Source organism: Pseudomonas sp. LBUM1651, assembly GCF_059716135.1.
On record NZ_CP166805.1, the window covers coordinates 5,940,638 to 5,965,931 of the forward strand.

24 protein-coding genes are annotated in these 25,294 nt (G+C 58.8%); 11 read left to right on the plus strand and 13 right to left on the minus strand.

The genetic code is table 11. The features are described 5' to 3' along the window. Positions 1-34 precede the first annotated feature (34 nt). A complete protein-coding gene (locus tag ACA066_RS27865) occupies positions 35-487 on the plus strand; it encodes an EVE domain-containing protein (protein WP_497697423.1) in 453 nt (150 codons plus the stop codon). Positions 488-611: 124 nt separating this feature from the next. On the opposite strand, the gene ACA066_RS27870 is transcribed toward ACA066_RS27865, so the two are convergent. Next, on the minus strand, positions 612-1,019 hold the full coding sequence (locus tag ACA066_RS27870; protein ID WP_497697424.1) for a flagellar basal body-associated protein FliL: 408 nt from the start codon (positions 1,017-1,019) through the stop codon (positions 612-614). 150 nt (positions 1,020-1,169) lie between these two features. On the opposite strand from ACA066_RS27870, the gene ACA066_RS27875 reads away from it, so the two are divergent. The 3 genes from ACA066_RS27875 (at position 1,170) to ACA066_RS27885 (ending at position 4,417) form a co-directional block, all read left to right on the plus strand. Continuing rightward, a complete protein-coding gene (locus ACA066_RS27875; RefSeq protein ID WP_497697425.1) occupies positions 1,170-2,147 on the plus strand; it encodes an NADPH:quinone oxidoreductase family protein in 978 nt (325 codons plus the stop codon). A 180-nt stretch (positions 2,148-2,327) separates the two neighbouring features. Beyond that, positions 2,328-4,160, plus strand: a complete 1,833-nt coding sequence (locus ACA066_RS27880; protein WP_497697426.1) for a pyocin-S2/colicin E7-DNase domain-containing protein — start codon at positions 2,328-2,330, stop codon at positions 4,158-4,160. Further along, complete coding sequence (locus tag ACA066_RS27885; protein WP_497697427.1) at positions 4,157-4,417, plus strand: bacteriocin immunity protein; 261 nt, start codon at positions 4,157-4,159, stop codon at positions 4,415-4,417. Before ACA066_RS27880 ends, ACA066_RS27885 begins: the two co-directional genes overlap by 4 nt. A gap of 52 nt (positions 4,418-4,469) precedes the next feature. Here the strand turns inward: ACA066_RS27885 and ACA066_RS27890 are convergent, their stop codons facing one another. The 8 genes from ACA066_RS27890 to ACA066_RS27925 form a co-directional block, all read right to left on the minus strand. Then, positions 4,470-5,084, minus strand: coding sequence for a TonB family protein (locus ACA066_RS27890; RefSeq protein WP_497697428.1), 615 nt, complete (start codon positions 5,082-5,084; stop codon positions 4,470-4,472). Positions 5,085-5,263: 179 nt separating this feature from the next. Continuing rightward, a complete protein-coding gene (locus ACA066_RS27895) occupies positions 5,264-5,932 on the minus strand; it encodes a gamma-glutamylcyclotransferase (RefSeq protein ID WP_214379693.1) in 669 nt (222 codons plus the stop codon). Positions 5,933-6,244: 312 nt separating this feature from the next. Then, on the minus strand, positions 6,245-7,213 hold the full coding sequence (locus tag ACA066_RS27900) for a CDP-6-deoxy-delta-3,4-glucoseen reductase (protein WP_497697429.1): 969 nt from the start codon (positions 7,211-7,213) through the stop codon (positions 6,245-6,247). Beyond that, on the minus strand, positions 7,213-8,679 hold the full coding sequence (ubiD, locus tag ACA066_RS27905) for a 4-hydroxy-3-polyprenylbenzoate decarboxylase (RefSeq protein ID WP_497697430.1): 1,467 nt from the start codon (positions 8,677-8,679) through the stop codon (positions 7,213-7,215). The genes ACA066_RS27900 and ubiD overlap by 1 nt, the downstream gene beginning before the upstream one ends. 61 nt (positions 8,680-8,740) lie before the next feature. Continuing rightward, positions 8,741-10,696, minus strand: coding sequence for an acyltransferase family protein (locus ACA066_RS27910; protein WP_497697431.1), 1,956 nt, complete (start codon positions 10,694-10,696; stop codon positions 8,741-8,743). Between the two features lie 139 nt (positions 10,697-10,835). Continuing rightward, entirely contained in the window at positions 10,836-12,095 is a 1,260-nt protein-coding gene (rho, locus tag ACA066_RS27915) for a transcription termination factor Rho (protein WP_007942421.1), read from the minus strand. 249 nt (positions 12,096-12,344) lie between these two features. Continuing rightward, entirely contained in the window at positions 12,345-12,674 is a 330-nt protein-coding gene (trxA, locus tag ACA066_RS27920) for a thioredoxin TrxA (RefSeq protein ID WP_003206727.1), read from the minus strand. A 120-nt stretch (positions 12,675-12,794) separates the two neighbouring features. Next, on the minus strand, positions 12,795-13,502 hold the full coding sequence (locus tag ACA066_RS27925) for a FadR/GntR family transcriptional regulator (protein ID WP_084320288.1): 708 nt from the start codon (positions 13,500-13,502) through the stop codon (positions 12,795-12,797). Between the two features lie 255 nt (positions 13,503-13,757). Between ACA066_RS27925 and ACA066_RS27930 the strand changes: the two genes are divergently transcribed. From ACA066_RS27930 to ppx, 5 genes are all read left to right on the plus strand, one after another. Continuing rightward, positions 13,758-14,543: a transporter substrate-binding domain-containing protein gene (locus tag ACA066_RS27930; RefSeq protein WP_497697432.1), complete on the plus strand. Its 786-nt coding sequence runs from the start codon at positions 13,758-13,760 to the stop codon at positions 14,541-14,543. A 21-nt stretch (positions 14,544-14,564) separates the two neighbouring features. After that, positions 14,565-15,233 carry an amino acid ABC transporter permease gene (locus ACA066_RS27935; protein ID WP_497697433.1) on the plus strand — a complete coding sequence of 223 codons (669 nt, stop codon included), beginning with the start codon at positions 14,565-14,567 and terminating at the stop codon, positions 15,231-15,233. After that, positions 15,230-15,880, plus strand: coding sequence for an amino acid ABC transporter permease (locus tag ACA066_RS27940; protein ID WP_497697434.1), 651 nt, complete (start codon positions 15,230-15,232; stop codon positions 15,878-15,880). Before ACA066_RS27935 ends, ACA066_RS27940 begins: the two co-directional genes overlap by 4 nt. Further along, complete coding sequence (locus ACA066_RS27945) at positions 15,867-16,604, plus strand: amino acid ABC transporter ATP-binding protein (RefSeq protein WP_497697435.1); 738 nt, start codon at positions 15,867-15,869, stop codon at positions 16,602-16,604. Before ACA066_RS27940 ends, ACA066_RS27945 begins: the two co-directional genes overlap by 14 nt. A gap of 233 nt (positions 16,605-16,837) precedes the next feature. Beyond that, positions 16,838-18,340, plus strand: coding sequence for an exopolyphosphatase (gene ppx / locus ACA066_RS27950; RefSeq protein WP_497697436.1), 1,503 nt, complete (start codon positions 16,838-16,840; stop codon positions 18,338-18,340). Between the two features lie 164 nt (positions 18,341-18,504). Here the strand turns inward: ppx and ppk1 are convergent, their stop codons facing one another. Then, positions 18,505-20,727: a polyphosphate kinase 1 gene (ppk1, locus tag ACA066_RS27955; RefSeq protein WP_497697437.1), complete on the minus strand. Its 2,223-nt coding sequence runs from the start codon at positions 20,725-20,727 to the stop codon at positions 18,505-18,507. Between the two features lie 18 nt (positions 20,728-20,745). After that, positions 20,746-21,759 carry a porphobilinogen synthase gene (hemB, locus tag ACA066_RS27960; protein ID WP_497697438.1) on the minus strand — a complete coding sequence of 338 codons (1,014 nt, stop codon included), beginning with the start codon at positions 21,757-21,759 and terminating at the stop codon, positions 20,746-20,748. A gap of 208 nt (positions 21,760-21,967) precedes the next feature. Between hemB and ACA066_RS27965 the strand changes: the two genes are divergently transcribed. Further along, positions 21,968-22,600, plus strand: a complete 633-nt coding sequence (locus tag ACA066_RS27965; protein ID WP_461952707.1) for a DedA family protein — start codon at positions 21,968-21,970, stop codon at positions 22,598-22,600. Here the strand turns inward: ACA066_RS27965 and ACA066_RS27970 are convergent. Next, positions 22,581-23,816 (minus strand): sterol desaturase family protein, encoded by a 1,236-nt coding sequence (locus ACA066_RS27970; protein ID WP_497697439.1) that lies wholly within the window; start codon positions 23,814-23,816, stop codon positions 22,581-22,583. The two genes, ACA066_RS27965 and ACA066_RS27970, sit on opposite strands and share 20 nt — an antisense overlap. Before the next feature lie 115 nt (positions 23,817-23,931). Here ACA066_RS27970 and elbB point away from each other — a divergent pair, with 115 nt between their 5' ends. Further along, positions 23,932-24,600, plus strand: a complete 669-nt coding sequence (elbB, locus tag ACA066_RS27975; protein WP_497697440.1) for an isoprenoid biosynthesis glyoxalase ElbB — start codon at positions 23,932-23,934, stop codon at positions 24,598-24,600. Between the two features lie 183 nt (positions 24,601-24,783). Here elbB and ACA066_RS27980 read toward each other — a convergent pair whose 3' ends face one another. After that, the gene (locus ACA066_RS27980) at positions 24,784-25,239 is read right to left on the minus strand and encodes a YaiI/YqxD family protein (protein WP_497697441.1); all 456 of its coding nucleotides are present in this window, start codon (positions 25,237-25,239) and stop codon (positions 24,784-24,786) included. Between the last annotated feature and the right edge of the window lie 55 nt (positions 25,240-25,294).

Below are 25,294 nucleotides of genomic sequence, written 5' to 3' on the forward strand. Positions count from 1 at the left end.
AACTTGCCCACCTGACTCGCAAGGAGCAAAAACCATGGCCTACTGGCTGATGAAATCCGAGCCCGACGAACTCTCGATCAAAGGTCTGGAGAAGCTTGGCAAAGCGCGCTGGGACGGGGTTCGCAACTACCAGGCGCGGAATTTTCTCAGGTCCATGGCGGTCGGCGACGAGTTCTTCTTCTATCACTCCAGCTGCCCTGAGCCCGGGATTGCCGGGATCGGCAAGATTGTCGAAGCGGCCTATCCGGACCCGACTGCACTGGAGCCGGAGAGTCATTACTACGATCCGAAGGCCACCGCCGAGAAAAACGCCTGGAGCGCGATTGATGTCGCGCATGTGGAGACGTTCTCCAGGGTGTTGAAGCTGGATTATTTGAAGCAACAGACGGCGCTGGCGCAGATGCCGCTGGTGCAGAAAGGCTCGCGGCTGTCGGTGATGCCGGTTACCGCGGAGCAGTGGGCGGCGGTGATTGCGTTAAGGCCTTGAGCCTTTTAGCGACTGCAAGAATGCTTTCGCGAGCAGGCTCGCTCCCACAATGGATCTGCATTCACTGAAGATCCCTGTGGGAGCGAGCCTGCTCGCGAAGAGGCCGGCCCGGACAGCAAAAGTCTTACTGGATAATGAGGTTGTTAAACAACAAATCCTCAACCACCGGCTTGCCAGTCTCATCATTCATGATTTGCTGAGTCTGCTTCAACGCTTCCTGACGCAGCTTTTCCTTGGCCTCGACATTGTTCATCGCCTCGGTGGTTTGCTGAGCGAACAGCGCCACCAGTTGATTACGGATCAACGGTTCGTTGGCTTTCACCAACTGGGTCGCTTCATCGCCGGTCACCCGCAATGCCACGTCAGCCTTGTAGACCTTGAGCTTCGGCGTGCCGTCCAGCCCATAGTTACCCACAAATGGCGGGCTCAGGGTGATGTAATTGACCTTGGGCGCCCCACCTTCTTTGGCTTCTTCAGCCACTGCTGCCACAGGCAGAGACAGGGCCAGCAACAACATAATCCACGCTTTCACAATTCGCTCCTTATCCGGTTTGCGGCCTAGCATAACGACCCGCCGCGCAAGCACAAGCTTATGGCTGACTATCAGGGCGGGGCATGCTCGTTGACCCGTCGACTCACACACCTACACTTATCGGCCATCACTCCCAAAGGAATAGCCCTGATGAAAGCCGTGCTGTGCAAAGCCTTCGGCCCTGCCGAATCGCTGGTGCTGGAAGACGTCGCCAGCCCTGTCGCGAAGAAGAATGAAATCCTGCTGGACGTGCACGCCGCCGGGGTGAATTTCCCGGACACGCTGATCATCGAGGGCAAATACCAGTTCAAGCCGCCCTTCCCGTTTTCCCCGGGTGGCGAAGCGGCCGGCGTCGTCAGCGCGGTAGGCGAAAAGGTCAGCCACCTGAAAGTCGGTGACCGGGTCATGGCCCTGACCGGTTGGGGCAGTTTCGCCGAGCAGGTCGCCGTTCCAGGCTACAACGTGCTGCCGATCCCGCCCTCCATGGACTTCAACACCGCCGCTGCCTTCAGCATGACTTACGGCACCTCGATGCACGCGCTCAAGCAACGGGGCAAACTGCAACCGGGTGAAACCCTGCTTGTGCTGGGTGCGTCCGGCGGTGTCGGCCTGGCCGCCGTGGAAATCGGCAAAGCCATGGGCGCCCGCGTAATCGCCGCCGCCAGCAGCGCAGAAAAACTGGCCGTGGCCAAGGCGGCCGGCGCCGATGAACTGATCAACTACAGCGAAACCAGCCTCAAGGACGAAATCAAACGCCTGACCGACGGCCAGGGCGCAGACGTGATCTACGACCCGGTCGGCGGCGACCTGTTCGACCAGGCCATTCGCGCCATCGCCTGGAATGGCCGGTTGCTGGTGGTCGGTTTTGCCAGCGGCCGCATTCCGGAGTTTCCTGTGAACCTCGCACTGCTCAAGGGCGCGGCGGTGGTTGGCGTGTTCTGGGGCTCATTCGCCCAGCGCCAGCCTCAGGACAACGCGGCGAATTTCCAGCAGCTGTTTGGCTGGTTCGCCGAAGGCAAGCTGAAGCCGCTGGTGTCGCAGGTGTATCCGCTGAGCAACGCGGCGCAGGCAATCAATGATCTTGGCCAGCGCAAGGCGGTCGGGAAAGTGGTGGTGCAGGTTCGCTGAATCAGCGCTGGACACAAGAAGGCCAGAACAACTGATGAGGTTGTTCTGGCCTTTTCATTTGCGGGCTTGAGAAATCGGTTGCCAATCATCAATTTTGATCGATGTGGCGGTAATTATGTACCGCCTTCTCCGCAAAGGTTTTCATTAATTTGATGCCATACAGACACGAGGAGCAACTGTATGAGTGATCAAAACTGGACGCCTGGCCACCTGAATTTGGAAGACACGCCGATAGTCATATCCGCTAACACCGAACAAACGTTCGGAGATTATGAAGGTGGTGGATATGGTGGTTACATCTCACCCACTTATTTCCGAATGACCGCAAACATCGCCACAAAAGCCATGAGCGTAAGCAGCAACATAGAAGTAGATTACCGCTCAAAACTTGGCAGCCTACCCCAGCAAATAAAGTCCGAATTATCCAGCAGCGGAGTAACAACTACAGCAACAAACACTCCGGCCGACCTTGCAACCATTGCGCGTGATAAATTCATCGTCGACAAGCTCATTCAATTAAAAGCTGCGGGACTGCAAACCAGTTCAGCGGAGGCGAATTCATTTTACGGAAGCGATCCGCACACCAAATCACAGCGGGACTATATAGAGACTTTCGACAGTTACATGCGACGTCAACGTAGCGCAGGGATCAAGACACAGAAACACTGGATAAAATCCTACACTGCTGGCTACTCGGCCCGACTCTATGCCGAATCCATTCGACTTCTTACGCAGCATTCCAATCAGTTAACTATCGCATACGCGAATGCACTGGCTCTTGAAGAAGCGGCGAGGCAGGCAGAAGCGTTGGCCCATGAAGAGGCGGCGAGGCAGGCAGAAGCGTTGGCCCATGAAGAGGCGGCGCGACAGGCAGAGACTTTGCCTCGAGAGATCGCCGAGAAAGACGCACAGAACGCAATCCCGCCTAAGGACGATACGACAGCCTATGCACGTCCTTTAGTCATAAACCCCGATGGGCTGATCGCTGGATACGACGCCCTACCCATCTCCTTGGCAGGCGCGCTTGATGCTTTGGAAAAGGCCCTGTCAGCATTAGGGCGTGGCCAGTTGGCTGCACTGCTGGCAACCGCGCTTTACTCGCCTAGGCTCGGAAACGGTGAACTGCAGCGCGCCCCGGTGGTCCTGACAATGCCGCTGTCGCAACTTGTCACCGGAGACTACGCAGACCTGCTCTCAGCTGATTCGATCAGTTTGCCGTACCGAGTTACGTCAACTGTTCGTGGAGAACACATTCAACTCTTTCTCTCCCCGACTGGTAAGGGCCTGTCCGATAAAGTCAGGGTTAGAGAGGCAAAACTTGATCCATCGACCACCTTCTACACTTTCAAAACCGAGGACTTCTATCCAAGAACACTGACCTGGACGCCCAACAACGCGCCCGGCGAGGACGCCTTAGGTTCAACGGAACTGCCCGAAGACCGGCCTGAAATCAAAATTTATCCAGGCGCCAGAGTAACCCCCGTGGAAGGCGGAATTGACGAACATCCAGCTCATGACGAGATTGATGTCGACGATTACGTCTTGGTTTTTCCAGCAAAGTCCGGGATCGATCCTGTCTATGTAATGGCCAGCCGCAGCGGCCCCCGATATGAGCCAGGAACGGCAACGGGACTGGGCCGAGCGGTCGGAGAAAATTGGCTCGATATCACGTCGGATCAGGGTGGCGCTCCGATTCCTATCCATATTGCGGACGAATTGCGTGGCCAGAACTTCAGGGATTTTGATAAATTCAGGGAGAAGCTTTGGATTACTGTGGGGAAAGATGTGGAACTCAGCAGACAGTTCGGCCCGCTCAATCTAGCAATAATGAAAAATGGATATTCACCCTTTGCCCCACGAAGCGAACAAGTGGGTGGCCGGGAAAAGTTTGAAATACATCACATACATCCGATCGGTGAAGGTGGCGATGTCTACAACATAGACAATATGGTCATCAAAACTCCTAAAGCGCATATTGCCGACCACTCGAAGAACAATGGTGATCCTCTATGAATATAAACAAGCCGTATGACCAATACACGGAGTCTGAGTTTCTAGAGCTCATAAATAGTTTGTTTTTAGGACGCTACTCTTCCGAAGAAGAACTTGACACCATTGTTCATAAAATTGTCGATGCTTCCGAGCATCCTAAGGGTACGGACATCCTTTTCTATCCTGAACAAGAGGTTGACAACACCCCCTCGGGGATTCTTGCCAGCATAAAGGAATGGCGCGAAGCAAACGGAAAACCCGGCTTCAAACCAGAATAATCCTCTTAACGTAAAAAGCGCGTCCACACTTGGACGCGCTCCATTCTTTCAATCAAAGCAACTCGCGAATGTCCTTCGGAAGAAAATGCACATACCGTGTCGCCTGATGTGTATTACAACGCCGAATAATCGAAGGCACGCTCTTGTTGAGCTTGGCGATGAGTGCCAAACGTTTCTCCTCTGACAACTGCATAGGCGATAGGGAATGGGTCAGATAACTTCGGGTCCAATTGAACACAGGTAAATCCACCCAGGAGAAATCTGCGACCTGCAGCGCAGTTTTGGCGACGTCTCCACAACTCAACTTTTTCAACTCCTCATTGGCGTGAATCGGCAGTTTGTCGTTCAACCTGAAAACCATTGGCGCGACCACCTGGATTTCCGCAGGCCGCTCGCGGGAAATGTCCCAAGGCTTGTATCGCCATTGGCTCACCGCCGTTAGGGAGGCTTCGACAAGTTCGGGATGCGCGTCCTTTGAAGCCTCTACCTTGCTGACCGATCCATCGGCGTGGGCGGTAAAGCTGACACGCAGCATGCCGGTTATACCGTCTCGGTAAAGTGCCACAGGGTAAACCGGTTTGGGATTGTTCTCCGGAATAAGGAATACCTCCCCAGCCCGAACTTCAATAGATAAACCCAGCAAAAGCACACAAACGAACCACCGCATAAACCCCTCCCCTTGACCACTGAAAAGCCAGATCTGGCACCAGCACAAAGGTTAAGGCTCGATGATTGTTTACATAACGCCATGGCTTCCTGTTCAGGCGCAGGACATTTCCCAAAGCCCCGTATTACTCCGGACATAACCGCGTCAAAAATGGTCGCGAGGTAACAATTCCCACACAGTCAGACCCGCGAAGCCATCGCCTGATCGGCTTTTGATTTGCAACGCTTGAGCCGCGCCTCCAGATTCCGGTCTGGCATGGCGTGGCTACGCAGGGCGTTGGCGGTCTGCTCGACATAATCGCGAGTGGTGCCGTAACGCCCGCAAGCGTTCTCGAACACGTGGCTCAGCACGTGATCCGGCAAGTTGCCGGCATAGCTGGGCAGGTGTCGCTCCAACACGAATCCCAATGCCTGAACCTGGCTTCCGTCTTCGAGACGGCAGTTGAGCCAGTGTGGGCGATAAGACGGGAATGGCATTTCGCGCTGCCACAGCGCGTAGAGAGACGCTTCAAGTTGTTCTTCGGGCAAACGATAGGCGAAGCCGCTGCAAGAGCCGCCGCGATCCAGACCAAACACCAGCCCCGGCACTTCCGGCGTGCCGCGATGTTCGTGGGACCACAGATACAAACCGCGATGATATCCATGCACCCGACCGCGAACGCGTTCAACTGCCGCGCATTCAGGGCGCCAGATGAGCGAGCCATAAGCGAACAGCCAGACCGGACCACCCTTGTGGCGCGCCATGGTCGACTGCATCGAGCTGAGCAATTGTTCGTGCGTAAGCTGCGGCCCCAGATCGAGCCGCGGAGGGTAAGCCAGATTCATAAAAGCAGATTCAATGGCGCTCATGGCGAATAGCGTTCAGCTCCCCGCGGGTAATGAATTACTTAATAGAACGCACCGCTGTAACAATAAGGCACATATGTTTTAAGGCAATTTAAGTGCCATGGCACAGTTTTAGATAATTGCCTGAATGACATATAACCTACCGGTATTTATAGAAATGTATAAATACCGATCGGCTATATATGGAGTTATAACCAAAGACCTGTAGGAGCGAGCTTGCTCGCGATGGAGTCAAGGTCACCGCGCTCATCCAGACTGTAAGCGTTATCGTTGACCTCCATCGCGAGCAAGCTCGCTCCTACAGGGGGGGCTGCATCAGGATCTAGGCGCGTACGCAAACACATCCGCACGCATCTGATGAGCATCCATACCGGCTTCAACCAGAGCATCCAGCGTGCCATAGACCATGGCAGGAGAACCGCTGGCATACACATGCAAGGACTTCAGATCCGGGAAATCCTCACACACCGCTTCATGCAGCATGCCGCAACGCCCCGGCCAGCCACATTGATCGCTGACAACTTTATGCAGGAACAGATTGGGCAGTTTCAGCCACTCATCCCAATGTTCGATCTCATAAAAGTCTTCAGGACGACGCACACCCCAATACAGATGCACCGGATGCTTGAAGCCCGAGGCCCGGCAATGTTCGATCAGGCTGTGGATCTGGCCCATCCCGGTGCCCGCGGCGATCAACACCAACGGCCCGTCCGGCAATTCCGCCAGGTGGGTATCACCGAACGGCATTTCGATCCGCACCATGGAATTGCGCTGAAGTTGCTCAATCAGGCTCAACGCACTGCTTTCGCGCGCCAGCACATGAATTTGCAGATCTCGCCCCGCATGGGGGGCCGAGGCCAGGGAGAAAGCGGACTTCTCGCCGTTTTCACGTTCGATCATCAGGTACTGGCCAGCGTGATAGCGCGGCGGCTTGCCTGCCGGCGCCCGCAGGCTCACGCGCCAGGTGTCGCCGCCGACGTCCCTGCACTCAATGACCTGACATGACAAGCTGCGCACCGGCAATTCTCCCAGCGCGAGCACGCCATCCCACAGCACGATGCAGTCTTCCAGCGGCTCTGCTATGCAAGTGTAGAACTCGCCATGGTCGCGCACGTCGCCGGACTGCTCGACCCGTCCTTCCACCAGCAGCGCGGCGCACACGTGGCAATTGCCGTTGCGGCAGCTTTGCGGGCATTCATAACCCAGACGCCGTGCGCCATCGAGAATCCGCTCGCCGGGCAGAATCTCAAGCACTGCTCCGGAGGGCTGCAAGGTTACACGCATCAATCTATTCCTAACTGATTCCAGATGGCATCGATCCGCTGGGTCACGGCATCATCCTTGACGATGACCCGGCCCCACTCGCGGGTGGTTTCGCCCGGCCATTTATGTGTGGCATCGAGCCCCATTTTCGAACCCAGGCCGGAGACTGGCGAGGCGAAGTCGAGGTAGTCGATCGGCGTGTTGTCGATCATCACCGTGTCGCGCTTGGGGTCCATGCGCGTGGTGATGGCCCAGATCACGTCGTTCCAGTCCCGGGCGTTGATATCGTCGTCAGTGACGATAACGAACTTGGTGTACATGAACTGTCGCAAAAACGACCAGACACCGAGCATTACCCGCTTGGCATGGCCGGGATACGACTTCTTCATGGTCACGATGGCCATGCGGTACGAGCAACCCTCGGGCGGCAGGTAGAAGTCGGTGATCTCCGGGAACTGCTTCTGCAGGATCGGCACGAACACTTCGTTCAGCGCCACGCCGAGAATCGCCGGCTCATCCGGCGGACGGCCGGTGTAGGTACTGTGGTAGATCGGTTTGATCCGATGGGTAATGCGCTCGACGGTGAACACCGGGAAGCTGTCGACTTCGTTGTAGTAGCCGGTGTGGTCGCCGTATGGACCTTCGTCCGCCATTTCGCCGGGATGGATCACGCCTTCGAGGATGATCTCGGCGGTGGCCGGCACTTGCAGGTCGTTGCCGCGGCACTTCACCAGTTCGGTGCGGTTACCGCGCAGCAGGCCGGCGAACGCGTATTCGGAGAGACTGTCCGGCACCGGCGTCACGGCGCCAAGAATGGTCGCGGGGTCAGCACCGAGCGCCACGGACACCGGGAACGGCTGGCCCGGATGCTTCTCGCACCACTCGCGGTAATCCAGCGCGCCGCCACGGTGGCTCAGCCAACGCATGATGACCTTGTTGCGGCCGATCACTTGCTGACGGTAGATGCCGAGGTTCTGGCGGTCCTTGTTCGGACCTTTGGTGACGGTCAGGCCCCAGGTGATCAGCGGGGCCACGTCGCCGGGCCAGCAGGTCTGCACCGGCAGCATCGCGAGGTCGACATCGTCGCCTTCGATGACCACTTCCTGGCAGGCCGCGTCTTTGACGACCTTGGGCGCCATGGCGATGATCTTGCGGAAAATCGGCAGCTTGGACCAAGCGTCTTTCAGGCCTTTCGGTGGCTCGGGTTCCTTGAGGAACGCCAGCAGTTTGCCGATCTCGCGCAGTTCGCTGACCGCTTCTGCGCCCATGCCCATGGCGACCCGCTCGGGGGTGCCGAACAGGTTGCCCAGAACCGGGATGTCGTAGCCGGTGGGGTTCTCGAACAACAGCGCCGGGCCTTTGGCCCGTAGCGTGCGGTCGCAGACTTCCGTCATCTCCAGCACTGGAGAGACGGGAATCTGGATGCGTTTCAACTCTCCGCGCTGCTCAAGTTGTTGCACGAAATCCCGAAGGTCCTTGAATTTCATTGAAGATGCCACCCCGAAAATAGGCGTACATCCTACCTGCTCTGGCGTTAAAACAGCACGATCAATTGTGATTTGCACCCAGCAGCATCGGCGTAAACAGCGGGCTCAGCCGGGCGCTGCCAGTGTCCGAGAGATGATCCTCATCCTTGTACTTCGAATGACCATTGACCTCGATGCTGCAGACCTTGTCCGCACACATCAGTGGCGTTGGATCAATGACATGCACGCCCGGGTCGGCGGCGCTCATCGAATCGAACAAGCCGCTGAGAAAATGCTGGCGAGCCAGGTGCTCATCGAGCGGCCGCCCCAGCCCCTCGGCCGAGCGCCCGACCCGGGCCAGGCTTGTCAGTCGGCTAACGGCACCCTTGCGCTGCAGCGGCACTTCCTTGAACAGCCAGACTTGCGCACCCGCCGCCCTTATCGCTGCCACCCGCGCCTTGAGTGCTGCGGCCATGCGCGCCTCGGCCTGGGCGGTATTGTCGTGCGAGTTGAGCAACACCTTTTTATCGCCGTCTTCACGACCGTAAACGTAAAGACTCCAATTGGATGCCAGCACCACATCCTTGATCTGCAGGCGACGAACCTGCTCCATGGTCTGTTCGTTGAAGTCCTTGCAACGCTGGCGTGGGTCATTGCTGAGGACCGGCGGGCAGGCGCTCATGCTGTAAAGCCACACCGGACGCCCCTCACGCCTGGCGCCACTTTCGATCGCCGGCATCAACGCCGCGGCGTGGCTGTCGCCCCAGACCAGTCGGGTCGCCGGGACCTCTTGGTTGTCACCGAGCAGACAGGCCTTGTCGAATTTCTTGTCCTTGGTCACCAGCATGCATTTCATCTGCCCGGCGCGCCATTCCCTGGCCTGCGCATACTCCAGCGCTTTGCCGGTCAGACGCTGAGGGAAGCCCTCCTGCGAACGCACGACGGAGCCTGTCACCGCTAGGACAGCCATCGCCATCAAGCCGCCGACCAGCACGGGCTTGCGTCCGGCCAGCAGGCGTTTTTCACGGAACGGCAACTCGACGAAGCGCCAGCTCAACCAGGCCAGGCCCAGCGCCAGCAGAATCCAGCCGACCGCCTCCCAACGCTGAATGCCGTCGATCGTAATGGCATTGGCATAGACAAAGACCGGCCAGTGCCACAGATAGAAGGAATAGGAGAGCAAGCCGATCCAGACAAAAACACGCGCACTCAACAACTGGCCGGCCCAGGTCGAACCCTGCCCGCCCGACCAGATCAGCGCGGTGGCACCGAGTACCGGCAACAACGCTGCCCAGCCTGGAAACACCGTCCCCCGGTCAAACGTGAACACCGACAGCAGAACAGCCGCCAACCCGGCCGCACCAACAGACTGAGCGAGCCAGGGTCGAACAGCGTGTTTGCGCGCGGGCAAGACCGCGAGCATGGCTCCGCACAACAATTCCCAGGCACGTGTCGGCAGCGAAAAGAACGCCACGTCGGGTTTACGATCGATAAAAGCGATGTTCAGCCCGAAAGAGATCAACAGCACAGCAAACAGCATCCAGCGCCAATGGCGAACATGGCGCATCAACAACACCATCAGCAGCGGAAAGAAGATGTAGTACTGCTCTTCAACGGCCAGCGACCAGGTATGAAGCAGCGGTTTCAAATCCGACGCCGGTTGGAAGTAACCGTCTTCGTGCATGAACAGAATGTTTGAAATGAACAGCGACTGATAACGAACCGTCCTTCCCAATTCGGAGAAGTCCTTGGCCGTCAGCAGTAACCAGCCCAGTGCCAACGTGACCAACAGCACCACGCTCAGCGCCGGAATGATGCGTCGGGCGCGGCGCGCCCAGAAATCGACGAAGCTGAAACGCTGCGCGCTGATATCGCGGAACAGGATGCTGGTAATCAGGAATCCGGAAATGACAAAGAAAACATCAACACCGACGAAGCCACCGCTGAACGTGCTGAAACCGAAGTGAAAGAGCACGACCGGAATGACGGCCAGAGCCCGCAAGCCGTCAATGTCACGGCGACTGCCAAATGTGTGCATAACGTCCCTTGTCGTATCAGATACAAAAACGATCCGAAAGGGACATCGTGGCGGCATGAAAGTTATCAATCAAGATACAAATCTCATGCACAAAAAAAGCGCCCTGTTCGGGGCGCTCTTTTTTGCAGCGGACTGCGTGTTACTTGCGTTTCATCGACAGGAAGAACTCGTCGTTGGTCTTGGTCGTTTTCAGCTTGTCGACCAGGAACTCGATGGCGGCGATTTCGTCCATCGGGTGCAGCAGCTTGCGCAGGATCCACATGCGCTGCAACTCGTCGTCGGCGGTCAGCAACTCTTCGCGGCGGGTGCCGGAACGGTTGATGTTGATGGCCGGGAAGACGCGTTTTTCAGCGATACGACGATCCAGCGGCAGTTCCATGTTGCCCGTGCCTTTGAATTCTTCGTAGATCACTTCGTCCATCTTCGAGCCGGTTTCAACCAGCGCGGTGGCGATGATGGTCAGCGAACCACCTTCTTCGATGTTCCGCGCGGCGCCGAAGAAACGTTTCGGTTTCTCCAGGGCGTGGGCATCGACACCACCGGTGAGCACTTTGCCGGAGCTCGGGATCACGGTGTTGTAGGCGCGAGCCAGACGGGTGATGGAGTCGAGCAGGATCACCACGTCTTTCTTGTGTTCGACCAGGCGCTTGGCCTTCTCGATCACCATTTCGGCAACCTGCACGTGGCGGGTCGGCGGCTCGTCGAACGTCGAGGCAACCACTTCGCCGCGCACGGTGCGCTGCATTTCGGTTACTTCTTCCGGACGTTCGTCGATCAGCAACACGATCAGATGAACTTCAGGATTGTTACGCGCGATGTTCGCCGCGATGTTCTGCAGCATGATCGTTTTACCGGCTTTCGGCGGTGCAACGATCAGACCGCGCTGGCCTTTGCCGATCGGGGCGCACAGGTCGATGACACGACCGGTCAAGTCTTCGGTGGAACCGTTACCGGCTTCCATCTTCATGCGCACGGTCGGGAACAGCGGGGTCAGGTTCTCGAAGAGAATCTTGTTTTTCGCGTTCTCGGGACGATCGTAGTTGATCGTGTCGACCTTGAGCAGCGCGAAATAACGCTCGCCTTCCTTCGGAGGGCGGATCTTGCCAACGATGGTGTCACCGGTGCGCAAGTTGAAACGGCGGATCTGGCTCGGCGAGACGTAGATATCGTCCGGGCCGGCGAGATAGGAAGCGTCAGCGGAGCGCAGGAAGCCGAAGCCGTCCTGGAGAATCTCCAGCACGCCATCACCGGAGATTTCCTCGCCGCTTTTAGCGTGCTTTTTGAGCAGGGAGAAAATCACGTCCTGCTTGCGCGAACGGGCCATATTTTCTATGCCCATCTGTTCGGCCAATTCGAGCAGTTCGGTAATCGGCTTTTGCTTGAGTTCAGTCAGATTCATATAGGAATGACGTAATCATTTATGGAGGGGGGGAAATTAAGCTTTTGGCTTAATGAGGCCGCGCCGCAGAGAAGGCGACAGGATCGCGTACTTATTCGAAAAGGAGTGCGTCGGCGACGGCTAGCAGGGGGCAATGGAGAAACCAGTGCGGGGCCGAATGTACCACCTGAGTTTCGGAGCGTCTAGCCCTCAATAACGAAAAAGCCCCGCAATTTGCGGGGCCTTTTTTCGGACACTTTACTACGACGCTCAGATGTTGGCGTCGAGGAAAGCAGCCAGTTGCGACTTCGACAGTGCGCCGACCTTGGTCGCTTCAACGTTGCCGTTCTTGAACAGCATCAGGGTCGGGATACCACGCACGCCATGCTTGGCCGGGGTTTCCTGGTTTTCGTCGATGTTCAGTTTGGCAACGGTCAGCTTGCCTTTGTAGGTTTCAGCAATCTCGTCCAGAACAGGAGCGATCATTTTGCAAGGGCCGCACCATTCAGCCCAGTAGTCGACCAGTACAGCGCCTTCGGCCTTGAGTACGTCGGCCTCGAAGCTAGCGTCGCTAACGTGTTTGATAAGATCGCTGCTCATGGAAGTCTCCAGGTTGTAAGCAAAAAAACGTGGCCCATCATAGCCGCCCTTCCCTCGTTCAGGAAGGTGCAGATGATTGAGTCTCGCTATGGTGGTTCATGAGTTTGGGTATAGCTCAAGTCAGGACGTGGCGGGAGCGACGAAGGCAATCCCGGTGCGCAGGGCGGCGTTGCGCACATGTTCGTGCATGGCCTTCTGCGCCGCGCCGGACGAGCGCCGGGCCAGCGCGCGGAGGATTTTACGATGCTCCTGCCAGGTTTCCATGGCTCGTTCTGCCCGGATGAACGGTAGCTTCTGGCTCTCCAGAAAGATGTCGGCGCTGGCGCTGAGAATGCTCAGCATCGCCTGATTGCCGCTGGCCAGCAGGATGCGCCGGTGGAATTCGAAGTCCAGGCGTGCCGCCGCCTCAAAATCGCCAACCTTCAATTCATTGCGCATGGCGGCGACGTTGTCCTCCAAAGCATCGAGCTCATCGGTGCTCAACGTCACGGCAGCCAGCCCGGCGGCAAAACCTTCCAGGGCATAGCGCAACTGGAAGATGTCCAGCGGCGAAGCCTGGGCCGCGAAGGGCCAGCCCGGCGCCGCATCGGATCGAGGCAATTCCACCGGCGCCTGCACGAACACGCCCTTGCCCGGCTGAATGCTGATCACACCCAACGCACTCAATGACGACAACGCCTCCCGCAACGACGCCCGACTCACCCCCAACTGCACCGCCAGGTCCCGTTGCGAGGGCAAGGCATCCCCCGGCCCGAAACCTTGCTCGGTGATCAATTTGCGGATGGCTTGCAGCGCCACTTCAGGTACGGCTCGGGAGATCGAGTTCATGGTTTTCAGACGAACCAGGCGAATGAGCGGCTAGTTTTAAAGCTATTCGTGGCGCCCGGCAAGTCGTGCCCCACCGGGGTTCGGCGATGGCCGAAGATGCGCTATCGGAGTGCGAAACGCGGCCCGACTGTTCAGACCAGTAAGACCGAGCATCGCCAGCAAAACCGTGGCTTCGCACTGCTAAACCCCGATGTTGGCATGCCCCGTGCTCTGTCGATCCGCAGAAATCATTCCTCGCCGATCCGGAGATTTGCCATGACCCTGCGTTACAGCGCCCTCCTCGCTTCCCTGTTTGCCAGCCTGATGCTGAGCCAGATGCCCGCCCACGCCGACGGCCTGGAAGAGCTGGTCAAACGCGGTGTCCTCAAGGTGGCCGTGCCTCAGGACTTCCCGCCGTTCGGCTCGGTCGGCCCGGACATGAAACCCCGCGGCCTCGATATCGACACCGCGAAACTGCTGGCCGACCAGCTCAAGGTCAAACTCGAGCTGACGCCGGTCAACAGTACCAACCGCATCCCGTTCCTCACCACCGGCAAAGTGGATCTGGTGATCTCCAGCCTCGGAAAGAACCCCGAGCGCGAGAAAGTCATCGACTTTTCCAGCGCCTACGCACCGTTCTACCTCGCCGTGTTCGGTCCGCCGGATGCCGACATCAAAGCCCTGGACGACCTCAAGGGCAAAACCGTCAGCGTCACCCGTGGCGCCATCGAAGACATCGAGCTGACCAAAGTCGCGCCCGAAGGCGTGACCATCAAGCGTTTCGAGGACAACAACTCGACCATCGCCGCCTACCTCGCCGGCCAGGTCGACCTGATCGCCAGCGGCAACGTGGTGATGGTGGCGATCAGCGAGAAAAACCCGAAACGCGTGCCGGCACTGAAAGTGAAGCTCAAGGATTCGCCGGTCTACGTTGGCGTGAACAAGAACGAGCCGGCGTTGCTGGGCAAGGTCAACCAGATCCTCGCCACTGCCAAGACCGACGGCGCACTGGAAAAAATTTCCCAGACCTGGCTCAAAGAGCCGCTGCCGGCCGATCTCTGATCGTCGCTCGGGAGACTTGATATGTCTTATCAGTTCGACTTCATACCGGTGGTGCAAAACACCGACCTGCTGCTGCGCGGTGCGCTGTTCACCCTTGAACTGACGGCCATCGGCGCGGTACTCGGCGTAGGCCTGGGCATCGTCGGCGCGCTGGTGCGGGCCTGGAACATCCGCCCGTTCTCGGCGATTTTCGGGGTCTACGTCGAGTTGATCCGCAACACACCGTTTCTGGTGCAGCTGTTTTTCATCTTCTTCGGTTTGCCATCGCTGGGCTTGCAGATTTCCGAATGGCAGGCCGCGGTGCTGGCGATGGTGGTCAACCTCGGGGCTTATTCCACCGAGATCATCCGCGCCGGCATTCAAGCGATTCCTCGCGGACAACTGGAAGCTGCTGCAGCGTTGGCGATGACCCGGTTCGAAGCCTTCCGCCACGTGATCCTGCTGCCAGCGCTGGGCAAAGTGTGGCCGGCGCTGAGCAGCCAGATCATCATCGTCATGCTCGGCTCGGCGGTCTGTTCGCAGATCGCCACCGAAGAGCTGAGTTTTGCCGCCAACTTCATTCAGTCGCGCAATTTCCGCGCCTTTGAAACCTACGCCCTGACCACGTTGCTCTATCTGTGCATGGCTTTATTGATCCGTCAGTTGCTGAACTGGATCGGCCGGCGCTACATAGCGAGGAGTGGCCAATGAGCGATTTCACCTTCTGGGACATCGTGCGCAACCTGCTCACAGGCCTGCAATGGACCCTTGCACTGTCGCTGGTGGCGTTTATCGGCGGCGGGTTGATCGGCTTGCTGATCATGGTCATGCGCATTTCAAAGAAAGCCCTGCCGCGCAGTTTCGCCCGCACCTACATTGAGTTGTTTCAGGGCACGCCACTGCTGATGCAGTTGTTCCTTGTGTTTTTCGGCGTGGCATTGGCCGGCCTGGAGATTTCACCGTGGATGGCGGCGGCGATTGCCTTGACGCTGTTCACCAGTGCTTACCTGGCGGAGATCTGGCGCGGTTGCGTCGAGTCGATCCCCAACGGTCAGTGGGAAGCCTCGTCGAGCCTGGCACTCAACCCGCTGGAGCAACTGCGCTACGTGATCCTGCCACAAGCCTTGCGCATCGCCGTGGCGCCAACCGTGGGTTTCTCGGTGCAAGTGGTCAAAGGCACCGCCGTGACCTCGATCATCGGCTTCACCGAGCTGACCAAGACCGGCGGCATGCTCGCCAACGCGACCTTCGAACCGTTCATGGTCTACGGCCTCGTGGCCCTCGGTTACTTCCTGCTCTGCTACCCCTTGTCCCTCAGTGCGCGCTACCTGGAAAGGAGACTGCATGCCTCTGCTTAGAATTTCCGCCCTGCATAAATATTACGGCGATCACCATGTGCTCAAAGGCATCGACCTGAGCGTCGAGGAAGGCCAGGTGGTGGCGATCATCGGCCGTAGCGGCTCGGGCAAATCGACACTGCTGCGCACGTTGAACGGTCTGGAGTCGATCAACGACGGCGTGATCGAGGTCGACGGCGAATACCTCGATGCCGCCCGCGCCGATCTGCGCAGCCTGCGGCAGAAGGTCGGGATGGTGTTTCAGCAGTTCAACCTGTTTCCGCACCTGACCGTGGGCGAGAACGTGATGCTCGCGCCCCAGGTGGTGCAGAAAGTGCCCAAGGCCAGAGCGGCGGAGTTGGCGCGGGAGATGCTGGAACGGGTCGGACTGGGGGAGAAGTTTGATGCCTTCCCGGATCGGCTGTCCGGCGGGCAGCAGCAGCGGGTGGCGATTGCCCGGGCGCTGGCGATGTCGCCCAAGGTGTTGCTGTGTGACGAGATCACCTCGGCGCTGGACCCGGAATTGGTCAATGAAGTGCTGAGCGTGGTTCGGCAACTGGCCAAAGAGGGTATGACGCTGATCATGGTCACCCATGAAATGCGTTTTGCCCGGGAGGTTGGGGATAAGTTGGTGTTCATGCACCTGGGGAAGGTGCATGAGGTGGGGGATCCGAAGATTCTGTTCGCGAATCCGCAGACGGCGGAGCTGGCGAATTTCATCGGGACGGTGGAAACAGCCGACTGAAGCCTTTGTGGCGAGGGAGCTTGCTCCCGTTCGGCTGCGCAGCAGTCGTAGAACCTGCCAACCGGTTTTTCCTGAAGCACCGCGTTGTATGGTTTTGGGGCCGCTGCGCAGCCCAGCGGGAGCAAGCTCCCTCGCCACAGGGTTGCTCAGGATCAAGGCTTTGAACACTGCGCGTTGGCGTCAGCGTTTGATCGTGGCACGATGTCGAGGTTATCGACCGAGACCCCCTGACCATGCCGCAATCCCAAGCCAAGAATCTGTCCCTGATCGCCGCAATCGACCTGGGCTCCAACAGCTTTCACATGGTCGTGGCCAAGGCCCAGAACGGCGAAATCCGTATTCTCGAGCGTCTCGGGGAGAAGGTTCAGCTGGCCGCCGGCATCGACGATGAGCGCCATCTCAACGAAGAATCCATGCAGCGCGGGCTCGATTGCCTTAAGCGCTTTGCCCAACTGATCAGCGGTATGCCGCCCGGCGCCGTGCGAATCGTGGGCACCAACGCCCTGCGCGAAGCCCGGAACCGCGTCGAATTCATTCGCCGCGCCGAAGAAATTCTCGGCCACCCGGTGGAAGTCATCTCCGGTCGTGAAGAAGCGCGCCTGATCTACCTCGGCGTGTCCCACACCCTCGCCGACACGCCGGGCAAGCGCCTGGTGGCCGACATCGGCGGCGGCAGTACCGAATTCATCATCGGCCAGCGCTTTGAACCGCTGCTGCGCGAAAGCCTGCAAATGGGCTGCGTCAGCTACACCCAGCGCTATTTCAAGGACGGCAAGATCACCCCGGCCCGCTATGCCCAGGCGTACACGGCGGCGCGGCTGGAGATCATGAGCATTGAACACGCCCTGCACCGCCTGACCTGGGATGAAGCCATCGGCTCCTCGGGCACCATCCGCGCCATCGGCCTGGCGCTGAAGGCCGGCGGTCATGGCTCGGGCGAGGTCAACGCCCAAGGCCTGGCGTGGCTAAAACGCAAGCTGATCAAACTCGGCGACGTCGAGAAAATCGACTTCGAGGGCATCAAGCCTGACCGCCGGGCGATTTTCCCGGCCGGCCTGGCGATTCTCGAAGCGATCTTCGATGCCCTCGAACTCCAGCGCATGGACCACTGTGAAGGCGCCCTGCGCGAAGGCGTGCTCTATGACCTGCTGGGCCGTCATCATCATGAAGACGTCCGTGAGCGCACGCTCAGCTCGCTGATGGAGCGTTATCACGTCGACCTGGAACAAGCGGCGCGGGTCGAGCGCAAGGCGCTGCATGCCTTCGATCAGGTGGCCGAGGATTGGGATCTGGATGACGGCGTCTGGCGCGAGTTGCTGGGCTGGGCCGCCAAGGTCCATGAAGTGGGCCTGGACATCGCTCACTATCAGTATCACAAACATGGCTCGTACCTGATCGAGCATTCGGACCTGGCCGGGTTCTCCCGCGAAGACCAACTGATGCTCGCGCTACTGGTGCGTGGCCACCGTCGCAATATTCCCAAGGACAGGTTTGCCGATTTTGGCGACGACGGCATCAAGCTGATTCGCCTGTGCGTGCTGCTACGCTTTGCGATCCTGTTCCATCACATCCGCGGCACCCAGGAAATGCCGCAGGTGGTGCTGCATGCCAATGGCGACAGCCTGGATGTGCTGTTCCCGGAAAACTGGCTGGACGAAAACCAGCTGACCCAGGCCGACTTCGCGCTGGAAGCGGAATGGCTGACGCGGGTCGGATTCGTCCTCAACGTCCGATAATCCACCGATAAACGCTCGCCGTACACGGTTCTGTAGGAGCACGGCTTGCCGGCGAAGGCGATCTCACTGACGCCTTCGCCAGCAAGCTGTGCTCCTACAGAATCTGCGGTGGAAACAAAAAATGGCGATCCGCAGGGATCGCCATTTTTTATGCAGCGTGTGGGCTAACGCACAGCCAGAATCGGACTACCCAACCGCTCCAGCAACGTTGCCTGCGCACTGCGTGGGTTCTGGTTGCCGGTCGGCGTGTTGCGGATGTAACGACCGTCCGCCTGCAGACTCCAGCTGTGAGTATTGTCGGTCAGGTAAAGCTCCAGCTCCTTCTTGACCCGCATGATCAGCTTCCTGCCTTCCACCGGGAAGCAAGTCTCGACGCGCTTGTCGAGGTTGCGCTCCATCCAGTCGGCACTGGACAGGAACATCTGCTCGTCACCGCCATTGAGGAAGTAGAAGACCCGCGTGTGCTCCAGGAAGCGACCGATGATCGAACGCACGTGGATGTTGTGCGAAACCCCGGCGATGCCCGGACGCAGGCAGCACATGCCACGGACCACCAGATCGATGCGCACACCGGACTGGCTGGCCTTGTACAGCGCGCGGATGATCTTCGGATCGGTCAGCGAGTTGAACTTGGCGATGATGTGCGCCGGTTTACCGTCGAGGGCGAACTGAGTCTCGCGGGCAATCATGTCGAGCATGCCCTTCTTCAGCGTGAACGGCGCGTGCAGCAGCTTCTTCATGCGCAAGGTTTTACCCATGCCGATCAACTGGCTGAACAGTTTGCCGACGTCTTCGCACAAGGCGTCGTCCGAGGTCAGCAAGCTGTAGTCGGTGTACAGACGGGCGTTGGCGGCGTGGTAGTTACCCGTTCCCAAGTGGGCGTAACGCACAATCTCGCCAGCCTCGCGTCGCAGAATCAGCATCATCTTGGCGTGGGTCTTGAAGCCGACCACGCCGTAAATCACCACCGCACCGGCCGCTTGCAGACGGCTGGCCAGTTGCAGGTTGGACTCTTCGTCGAACCGCGCGCGCAATTCGATCACCGCAGTGACTTCCTTGCCGTTACGCGCCGCGTCGACCAGCGCATCAACGATTTCCGAGTTGGCGCCGGAGCGATACAGCGTCTGACGGACCGCCAATACGTGCGGATCTTTCGCCGCCTGGCGCAGCAAATCGACGACAGGCGTAAACGACTCGAACGGGTGCAGCAGCAGAATGTCCTGCTTGCTGATCACGCTGAAAATGTTCTCGCTGTTCTGCAGCAGTTTCGGGATCTGCGGCGTGAACGGCAGGTATTGCAGATCGCGCTGACTGTCGAGGCCAGTGATGCTGAACAGGCGGGTCAGGTTGACCGGACCGTTGACCTGATACAGCTCGGTCTCGTGCAGGTTGAACTGCTTGAGCAAGTAGTCGGACAGCTGTTTCGGGCAGGTATCGGCCACTTCCAGACGCACCGCATCACCGTAGCGACGGGAGAACAGTTCGCCGCGCAGGGCGCGGGCCAGGTCTTCCACGTCTTCGGTGTCGACGGAAAGGTCGGCGTTTCGGGTCAGGCGGAACTGGTAGCAGCCCTTGACCTTCATGCCCTGGAACAGGTCATCGGCGTGCGCGTGGATCATCGACGACAGGAACACATAGTTGTCGCCAGGGCCGCCGACTTCTTCCGGCACCTTGATGACGCGCGGCAACAGACGCGGTGCCGGGATGATCGCCAGACCGGAATCGCGACCGAAGGCGTCGATGCCTTCCAGCTCGACGATGAAGTTCAGGCTCTTGTTCACCAGCAAAGGGAACGGGTGCGTCGGGTCGAGGCCGATCGGGGTGATGATCGGCGCGATCTCGTCGCGGAAATAACGGCGAACCCAGGTCTTGAGCTTGGTGGTCCAGTAACGGCGACGGATGAAGCGGACCTGATGTTTCTCCAGTTCCGGCAACAGAATGTCGTTGAGGATCGCGTACTGGCGGTCGACGTGACCGTGCACCAGCTCGCTGATGCGGGCCAGGGCCTGATGCGGTTGCAGACCATCGGCGCCGGCCTGTTCACGGGCGAAGGTGATCTGCTTCTTGAGGCCGGCCACACGAATTTCAAAGAACTCGTCCAGGTTGCTGGAGAAAATCAGCAGAAACTTCAGCCGTTCCAGCAACGGGTAGGACTCGTCCAGCGCCTGCTCCAGCACGCGGATGTTGAACTGCAGTTGCGAGAGCTCGCGATGGATGTACAGGCTGCTGTCATCCAGGCCGGGAATGGCAATCGCTGGCGCCGCAGTCGCTGTTTCGACCACCACCGCGGGCGGGGCAGGCTCCAGCTCCGGCAGGGTTTCGTCGATTTGCTCCACCACAGGTTGAGCCTCTTGTACTGCAACTTCAGTGAGTCCTTCGGTATTCATCGAATGTTCCTGGGAGGGCTATTTTTGCTCTCGTAACAGTTGAGCAGCACGAACGGCAAAGTAAGTCAGGATGCCATCAGCGCCTGCACGTTTAAAAGCGGTCAGGGATTCGAGGATAACCCCTTCGCTCAACCAGCCATTCTGGATCGCCGCCATGTGCATGGCGTATTCACCGCTGACCTGATAGACAAAAGTCGGCACTTTGAATTCTTCCTTGACCCGAAAAAGGATGTCCAGATACGGCATGCCTGGCTTGACCATGACCATGTCCGCGCCTTCTGACAAGTCCGCCGCCACTTCGTGCAGGGCTTCGTTGCTGTTGGCCGGGTCCATCTGATAGGAGGCTTTGTTCGCCTTGCCCAGATTCAGCGCCGACCCCACCGCATCGCGGAACGGGCCGTAATAGGCGCTGGCGTACTTCGCCGAATAGGCCATGATCCGCACGTTGACGTGATCGGCCAGTTCAAGGGCTTCGCGGATCGCCTGGATGCGACCGTCCATCATGTCCGACGGGGCCACCACCTGAGCGCCGGCTTCGGCGTGGGACAGGGCCTGTTTGACCAGTGCATCGACGGTGATGTCGTTCTGCACATAGCCTTCTTCGTCGAGGATACCGTCCTGACCGTGGGTGGTGAACGGGTCCAGCGCGACGTCGGTGATCACACCCAAATCAGGGAACTGCGCACGCAGGGCGCGGGTGGCGCGCTGGGCAATGCCGTTCGGGTTCCACGCTTCGGCGGCGTCCAGCGACTTGAGTTCGGGCGGCGTGACCGGGAACAGCGCCACGGCTGGAATTCCCAGCTCGACCCACTTGGCCGCTTCTTCCAGCAACAGGTCGATGGTCAGGCGTTCAACGCCGGGCATCGAGGCCACCGCTTCACGACGGTTCTCACCGTCCAGTACGAACACCGGCAGGATCAGGTCATCGACGGTCAGAACGTTTTCACGCACCAGTCGCCGCGAGAAATCATCACGTCGGTTACGACGCAGGCGGGTTCCAGGAAACAAACGGTTGGCGGGGGTAAAGCTCACGGCAGACTCCTGAGCCCGCGCTAACGGGCGAGCGTGACAGTTATAAGCGGCCATTATGACCAACGTATTACAGTTATGTGCACCCCTGTGACAGGTAGTCGCATTCCATTGTCCTTGTAGGAAATGTTCACGTCGAGACACATTTGGACACTTTCATGAATGTGCACGAAGGGTTAGGCTGCGCGTTCATTTCGCCAGCACCCAGACAATGCTCCAACAATTTCTGCATGACTTCGGCTACTTTGCCCTTTTTCTCGGCACGTTCTTCGAAGGCGAAACCATTCTGGTGCTCGCGGGTTTCCTCGCGTTCCGTGGATACATGGACATCAACATGGTGGTGGTCGTGGCGTTTTTCGGCAGTTATGCCGGCGATCAGCTGTGGTACTTCCTGGGACGCAAGCACGGCCGCAAGTTGCTGGCGCGCAAACCCCGCTGGCAGATGATGGGCGACCGGGCACTGGAACACATCCGCAGACACCCGGATATCTGGGTGCTGAGCTTCCGTTTTGTCTACGGTTTGCGCACGGTGATGCCGGTGGCGATCGGCCTTTCAGGATATCCGCCAGGACGTTATTTGTTGCTCAACGGGATTGGTGCAGCGATCTGGGCGGCTGCACTGGCCGCCGCCGCCTATCACTTCGGCGCGGTGCTCGAAGGCATGATGGGTAGCATCAAGAAGTACGAGCTATGGGTGCTTGGCGCCTTGCTGGTGCTGGGCGTCGTGCTGTGGCTGCGCCGGCGCTTCAAGAATGCCCGTCTGGCGAAGCAGGTCTACGCCGACGAGCAGGCCTTGAAAGCCGAACAGGCCAAGGCCGCCGAGGTCAAGACGCCAACCGAGTGAAGCGGTTTCTGCAACAGTAGAGACCGATTCCGCTGAGCAGGCTGTAACTCAGCAGGCCGACCCAGCCCACCGCGCTGGCCGGCCACAGCCCGACCATCGGCGCGAGCCACACCAGCGGCACATTCGATGCCAGGCGCAGCAGCTCCAGCTTCAACGCCCACGGGCGATTCTCCAGGGCCACGCCCAACGTAAACAGACCCAATGCCACCGCACTCCAGCCGAGCACCAACGCGGCGGTCGGCAGATGCTGCTCGAAGTTCATCAAGTAGCTGCCCAGCGCGATGTAGACGCAGAACTGCAACAGGACGTAAATCTGCTGACGCCCGTCCAGCGGCACTTCGAATTTACGAAACTGGCTCAGGTCGGGTTTGTTCATCGGGTACTTTTGCGCCACGTCCGCCGGCCGCCAACCGGTGCGCATGAACCAGATCCGCAGCTTGTCCCATTTGCTTTCAGCCCGTCGCGCGTCATCCCAGAGCTGCGCGTAAAACTGCACGTTTGCCCACAACGGATTCCAGCTCGCCAGTGGCGTGGTCACGCCGAAAATCACCGGCTCGTTGTCGTCTTCCTCCTGGAAAGAGCCAAACAGACGGTCCCAAATAATGAACACCCCGCCATAGTTGCGATCCATGTAGAGAGCGTTCTGTGCATGGTGGGCCCGATGATTGGACGGCGTGACGAAGAACCACTCGAACCAGCCCAACTTGGGAATGTGTCGCGTATGCACCCAGAATTGATACAGCAGGTTAAGCGCCGCGACGCTAATGAACACCAGTAGCGGCACGCCGAGCACGGCCATCGGCAGGTAGAAAATCCAGCTCAGCAGAAACCCGGTACTGGTCTGGCGCAACGCAGTGGAGAGGTTGTAGTCCTCGCTCTGGTGATGCACCGAATGCGCCGCCCAGAGGATGTTGCGTTCATGGCCCATGCGATGCAGCCAGTAGTAGCAGAAGTCATAGAGGACGAAGGCAAACACCCAGACCCAGACGCTGTCGGCCGAGAGCTCGAACAGCGCCAGGTGCTTGAGGGCGAATGCGTACGTCACCAGCCCCACACCCTTGGTCAACAGGCCCGTGGTGGTGGACAGCACGCCGGTGCTGATGCTGTTGATCGCGTCGGCCACCCGATAATTGCTCACCCCGCGCCAACGGTCGGCCAGCAGTTCGACGGCAATCAGCACAAAGAAGAACGGCACCGCATACAAAATGAAGTCCATGACGCGCCCTGATCGGAATCTTGAGGACAGATCCTATGTTTAGCCGCGAATTAACCCTATGGCAACGAGTGACAAATTAGTGGACATTTAACGCCATGAATCTGGAGAAAAACCCATGAGCAAAAAAATTGCAGTGATCCTTTCCGGCTGTGGCGTCTACGACGGCGCCGAGATCCACGAAAGTGTGATCACCCTGCTGCGCCTGGACCAGCGTGGCGCTCAGGTGCAGTGCTTTGCCCCCAACATCGCGCAGTTGCATGTGATCAACCACCTGACCGGCGAAGAAATGCCCGAGTCACGCAATGTGCTGGTGGAATCGGCGCGGATCGCCCGGGGCAACATCAAGGATATCCGTGAGGCCGACGTCGAAGATTTCGACGCGCTGATCGTGCCGGGTGGTTTTGGCGCGGCGAAGAACCTGTCGAACTTCGCGATCGAAGGCGCCGGCTGCACGGTTCAACCGGAAGTCCTGGCGTTGGCTGAAGCGTTTGCCGAAACGGGTAAACCGGTGGGGCTGATCTGCATCTCCCCGGCGTTGGCCGCGAAGATTTATGGGCCGGGCGTTACTTGCACCATCGGCAATGATGCCGACACTGCAGCTGCGATGAACAAGATGGGCGCGACCCACGCGGACTGCGCGGTGACAGACATCGTTGAGGACAAGGCGCGCAAACTGGTGAGCACTCCGGCTTACATGCTGGCGCAATCGATCAGCGAAGCCGCGTCAGGCATCAACAAACTGGTCGACCGCGTCCTCGAACTCACCCACGAAAACGACGCCTGACACCGATGACTTAGGGTGCTTTTGTGGCGAGGGTTTTGTGGCGAGGGAGCTTGCTCCCGCTCGGCTGCGCAGCAGTCGTAATATCGGTTGATACGGTCTTCCTGAAAAATCGTATTGGATGGTTTTGGGGCTGCTTCGCACCCCAGCGGGAGCAAGCTCCCTCGCCACAGGATTAGGGTCCGTTCAGGACTTGCGCGTTAGCCGCGTAAGAATCCGGTCCAGCGCATTGGCAAACGCCTGCTTCTCACGCTCGCCAAACGGCGCCGGACCGCCGCTCATCTGGCCCTGCTCACGCAAATCGGTGAACAGGTTGCGCACCGCCAGCCGATCGCCCATGTTCTGCGCGTCGAACTCCTTTCCCCGCGGGTCCAGCGCAGCAACGCCTTTCTTGACCAGTCGATCGGCGAGCGGCACGTCGCTGCAGATCACCAGTTCACCAGGCAACGCGTGCTCGACCAGATAATCGTCCGCCGCATCCGGGCCACTCGGCACCACGATCAGCTTCACCAGCGCCAGCCCCGGCTTGATCTGCGGCTGCCCCGCCACCAGCACCACTTCGAACTGGCGCTTGAGGGCGAACTTCACCACCAGATCCTTGGCCGCCCGAGGGCAGGCGTCGGCATCGATCCACACACGCATTGTGTTGTCCTCCGTTAAAAGCTTCGCGGGCAAGCCTCGCTCCAGGTTATACGCA

Bases quoted from the DNA above. Each gene is read 5' to 3' on its own strand.
- ACA066_RS27900 (WP_497697429.1), bottom strand. From the start codon at position 7,213: ATGCGTGTAACCTTGCAGCCCTCCGGAGCAGTGCTTGAGATTCTGCCC.
- rho (WP_007942421.1), bottom strand. From the start codon at position 12,095: ATGAATCTGACTGAACTCAAGCAAAAGCCGATTACCGAACTGCTCGAA.
- ACA066_RS27875 (WP_497697425.1), top strand. From the start codon at position 1,170: ATGAAAGCCGTGCTGTGCAAAGCCTTCGGCCCTGCCGAATCGCTGGTG.
- ACA066_RS27980 (WP_497697441.1), bottom strand. From the start codon at position 25,239: ATGCGTGTGTGGATCGATGCCGACGCCTGCCCTCGGGCGGCCAAGGAT.
- ACA066_RS27930 (WP_497697432.1), top strand. From the start codon at position 13,758: ATGACCCTGCGTTACAGCGCCCTCCTCGCTTCCCTGTTTGCCAGCCTG.
- ACA066_RS27935 (WP_497697433.1), top strand. From the start codon at position 14,565: ATGTCTTATCAGTTCGACTTCATACCGGTGGTGCAAAACACCGACCTG.
- ubiD (WP_497697430.1), bottom strand. From the start codon at position 8,679: ATGAAATTCAAGGACCTTCGGGATTTCGTGCAACAACTTGAGCAGCGC.
- ppx (WP_497697436.1), top strand. From the start codon at position 16,838: ATGCCGCAATCCCAAGCCAAGAATCTGTCCCTGATCGCCGCAATCGAC.
- ACA066_RS27945 (WP_497697435.1), top strand. From the start codon at position 15,867: ATGCCTCTGCTTAGAATTTCCGCCCTGCATAAATATTACGGCGATCAC.
- ACA066_RS27910 (WP_497697431.1), bottom strand. From the start codon at position 10,696: ATGCACACATTTGGCAGTCGCCGTGACATTGACGGCTTGCGGGCTCTG.
- trxA (WP_003206727.1), bottom strand. From the start codon at position 12,674: ATGAGCAGCGATCTTATCAAACACGTTAGCGACGCTAGCTTCGAGGCC.
- ACA066_RS27880 (WP_497697426.1), top strand. From the start codon at position 2,328: ATGAGTGATCAAAACTGGACGCCTGGCCACCTGAATTTGGAAGACACG.
- elbB (WP_497697440.1), top strand. From the start codon at position 23,932: ATGAGCAAAAAAATTGCAGTGATCCTTTCCGGCTGTGGCGTCTACGAC.
- ACA066_RS27890 (WP_497697428.1), bottom strand. From the start codon at position 5,084: ATGCGGTGGTTCGTTTGTGTGCTTTTGCTGGGTTTATCTATTGAAGTT.
- ppk1 (WP_497697437.1), bottom strand. From the start codon at position 20,727: ATGAATACCGAAGGACTCACTGAAGTTGCAGTACAAGAGGCTCAACCT.
- ACA066_RS27940 (WP_497697434.1), top strand. From the start codon at position 15,230: ATGAGCGATTTCACCTTCTGGGACATCGTGCGCAACCTGCTCACAGGC.
- ACA066_RS27895 (WP_214379693.1), bottom strand. From the start codon at position 5,932: ATGAGCGCCATTGAATCTGCTTTTATGAATCTGGCTTACCCTCCGCGG.
- ACA066_RS27965 (WP_461952707.1), top strand. From the start codon at position 21,968: ATGCTCCAACAATTTCTGCATGACTTCGGCTACTTTGCCCTTTTTCTC.
- ACA066_RS27865 (WP_497697423.1), top strand. From the start codon at position 35: ATGGCCTACTGGCTGATGAAATCCGAGCCCGACGAACTCTCGATCAAA.
- ACA066_RS27925 (WP_084320288.1), bottom strand. From the start codon at position 13,502: ATGAACTCGATCTCCCGAGCCGTACCTGAAGTGGCGCTGCAAGCCATC.
- ACA066_RS27885 (WP_497697427.1), top strand. From the start codon at position 4,157: ATGAATATAAACAAGCCGTATGACCAATACACGGAGTCTGAGTTTCTA.
- ACA066_RS27970 (WP_497697439.1), bottom strand. From the start codon at position 23,816: ATGGACTTCATTTTGTATGCGGTGCCGTTCTTCTTTGTGCTGATTGCC.